Genomic DNA, 2,188 nt, shown 5'->3' with positions numbered 1-2,188 from the left:
ATTTTTTTCTGATGTGTCTTGCGATTTATGCCTACAAGTGCGGTGTGCCGAAGAAACAGCTCCGGCAGGATATGCAGCAGGCGTTTGAAGATTTGCAGAAGGTGAAACATGAGAATGTTTTGACCGAGGACGATATTCGGAGTGCGCTGGAAGCCTACGACAAGGAATATTACAATTTTACGATTAAGGATATTGAAGCTTTAACGGATATACGAATTGAGAAAAATAAGAGAAATGGGCGTAAACAGGCAGTACATTTGCAGGGTGCGAGAGCGATTCAGGAAATTAACGATAAAGCGAATGGGACAAGTTGGAGATTAAGAAACGGGCGCCCATCAGTGCGGGAACAGGTTTTTAGATGGCGGGAACAGCACCCGGAAGGTCGGAAAGCAGACTGTCATAGAGATACCGGGCTTGATCCGAAAACAATCCGTAAATGGTGGGACTATCAGCCGCCAGTAGCAAGTTTTGAGGACGGGCATATTTCTGTGAAAATTCGTCCGTCACAGGAGTTGAGTGATATGCTGGTCGAAGAGTTCAAGGATAGGCTGTAAAACGCCCAGAAATGCCCTGTAAGGCGTTTTTGCGGTGTTGGCTGTGTTTTAATTGGAACGCTGAAAAATCGCTATAAAAGGCGTATTTTGGGCGGCTAATTACGAGAAACTGCAACTGCAAATATTATTTGCAATGCACTTGCATTTTTAATGTATTATGAGTATAATAATGGTGTAAGCTATAAGAGATGAAAGGAGTGCATTTGTATGGCTGCAACGAAAGAAAATATGACTTTAAGAATGGAGCCTGAATTGAAGGCACAGGCGGCTGCCCTTTTCAAGTCTCTTGGAATGGATTTAAGCACCGCAACAGGAATTTTTTATAGGCAGGCGCTTAGGTATCACGGTTTGCCTTTTGAAGTGAAACTTGACGAACCGAATGAAGTTACCTATGCGACTATGGCGGCAGCGGAGAAGGACGAGGATATGTATGGTCCGTTTGACAGTGTGGCGGATATGATGGAGGAGTTAAATGCTTAGACCGGAATTTTCAGGACAGTTCAAACGGGACTATAAACTCGCTTTGAAACGGGGCTGTGATCCGAAAAAACTGGAAGAGGTTGTTTCAATTTTGTGTCGTGAGGAACCTTTGCCGCAATCGTATCGGGATCACGCTCTTACAAATTCAAGAAATTACAAGGGCACGAGGGAGTGTCATATTGAACCGGACTGGCTACTGATTTATAAGGTTGTTCGGGATACTTTGATTTTAAAGTTGATCCGTACCGGCTCTCATAGTGATTTATTTTAGTAAGTGAATTTTACAGGCGTTTGTAATGCCTTTTTTGAAAGTGTGGTGATATAATGGCGGTAACAATCAAAGAGATTGCGTCTGAATGCGGGGTGTCTGAACAAGCAGTTCGGGCGTGGTGTCGGCGAAACCATGTTGCGAAAGATGCGAAAGGAAGTTTCGCAATCAGCGAAACTATAAAAACCGCCATATATCAGCATTATCGGGCGATTGAGGGAAAGGAAGTTTCGCAACATGCGAAAGCAAGTTGCGAAACTTGCGAAACCTCAGAAACAGTCTTGATTTCTATGCTGCAGAAGGAATTAGACTTAAAAAATAAGCAGCTCGCTGTGAAGGACAAGCAGATAGAAGAATTAAATGCGAGGCTGGCAGAAAGTAGTGCGGCTTTGGTTGCAGCACAGCAGACTGCACAGGCGGCGCAGGCTCTTCATGCTGGGACGATTCAGCAGCAGCTTGCCGGGGAGATCGAAGTGGATCAGCAGAGACCAGAGGCAGAACAAAAGCGGAGTTGGTTTAAGAAATTGTTTCGAGGTTAAGTCAGTTTAATAAATCGGAATCTTTTGAAAGCAAGGGAAAAATTATGAAGGTAAAGAATATTGCAACAGGTTTTGCAATATTGGCAGCAGCACTATATGCAATCAATATACCACTGTCGAAATTGTTATTGAATCATGTGGATGCAACCATGATGGCTGCATTTCTTTATTTGGGAGCTGGTATAGGAATTTCAATGTATCGATTTGTTAATAAAGTAATCGGAAAGCGGCAAAAGGAAGAGCCTTTAACAAAAGGCTATGTCACAACAAACAGTTGATAAATAGCCATTTTTATAGGGGAGTATCAGAACTCCCCTACAAACTGTTATTTGCAGTTATCTATACTC

General features: G+C 43.1%; 4 protein-coding genes and 1 pseudogene. All 5 read left to right on the top strand.

Annotation, left to right across the window (positions count from 1 at the left end; all coding sequences use genetic code 11):
- Window positions 1-554: pseudogene (locus tag BUB35_RS19185) on the top strand (hypothetical protein); the annotation flags it as partial.
- 207 nt (window positions 555-761) lie between these two features.
- Window positions 762-1,034 carry a type II toxin-antitoxin system RelB/DinJ family antitoxin gene (locus BUB35_RS18150; RefSeq protein ID WP_072854030.1) on the top strand — a complete coding sequence of 91 codons (273 nt, stop codon included), beginning with the start codon at window positions 762-764 and terminating at the stop codon, window positions 1,032-1,034.
- Window positions 1,027-1,305, top strand: coding sequence for a type II toxin-antitoxin system YafQ family toxin (locus BUB35_RS18145; protein WP_072854028.1), 279 nt, complete (start codon window positions 1,027-1,029; stop codon window positions 1,303-1,305). Before BUB35_RS18150 ends, BUB35_RS18145 begins: the two co-directional genes overlap by 8 nt.
- 53 nt (window positions 1,306-1,358) lie before the next feature.
- Complete coding sequence (locus tag BUB35_RS18140; protein WP_072854026.1) at window positions 1,359-1,841, top strand: hypothetical protein; 483 nt, start codon at window positions 1,359-1,361, stop codon at window positions 1,839-1,841.
- A 44-nt stretch (window positions 1,842-1,885) separates the two neighbouring features.
- Window positions 1,886-2,119, top strand: coding sequence for a hypothetical protein (locus BUB35_RS18135; protein ID WP_072854024.1), 234 nt, complete (start codon window positions 1,886-1,888; stop codon window positions 2,117-2,119).
- Window positions 2,120-2,188 lie beyond the last annotated feature (69 nt).

This window comes from Anaerotignum lactatifermentans DSM 14214 (assembly GCF_900142265.1).
In the GTDB taxonomy this organism is placed as follows: domain Bacteria; phylum Bacillota; class Clostridia; order Lachnospirales; family Anaerotignaceae; genus Anaerotignum; species Anaerotignum lactatifermentans.
This window is presented reverse-complemented; position numbering and strand designations above follow the sequence as displayed.

Bases quoted from the DNA above. Each gene is read 5' to 3' on its own strand.
- BUB35_RS18150 (WP_072854030.1), top strand. From the start codon at position 762: ATGGCTGCAACGAAAGAAAATATGACTTTAAGAATGGAGCCTGAATTG.
- BUB35_RS18145 (WP_072854028.1), top strand. From the start codon at position 1,027: ATGCTTAGACCGGAATTTTCAGGACAGTTCAAACGGGACTATAAACTC.
- BUB35_RS18140 (WP_072854026.1), top strand. From the start codon at position 1,359: ATGGCGGTAACAATCAAAGAGATTGCGTCTGAATGCGGGGTGTCTGAA.
- BUB35_RS18135 (WP_072854024.1), top strand. From the start codon at position 1,886: ATGAAGGTAAAGAATATTGCAACAGGTTTTGCAATATTGGCAGCAGCA.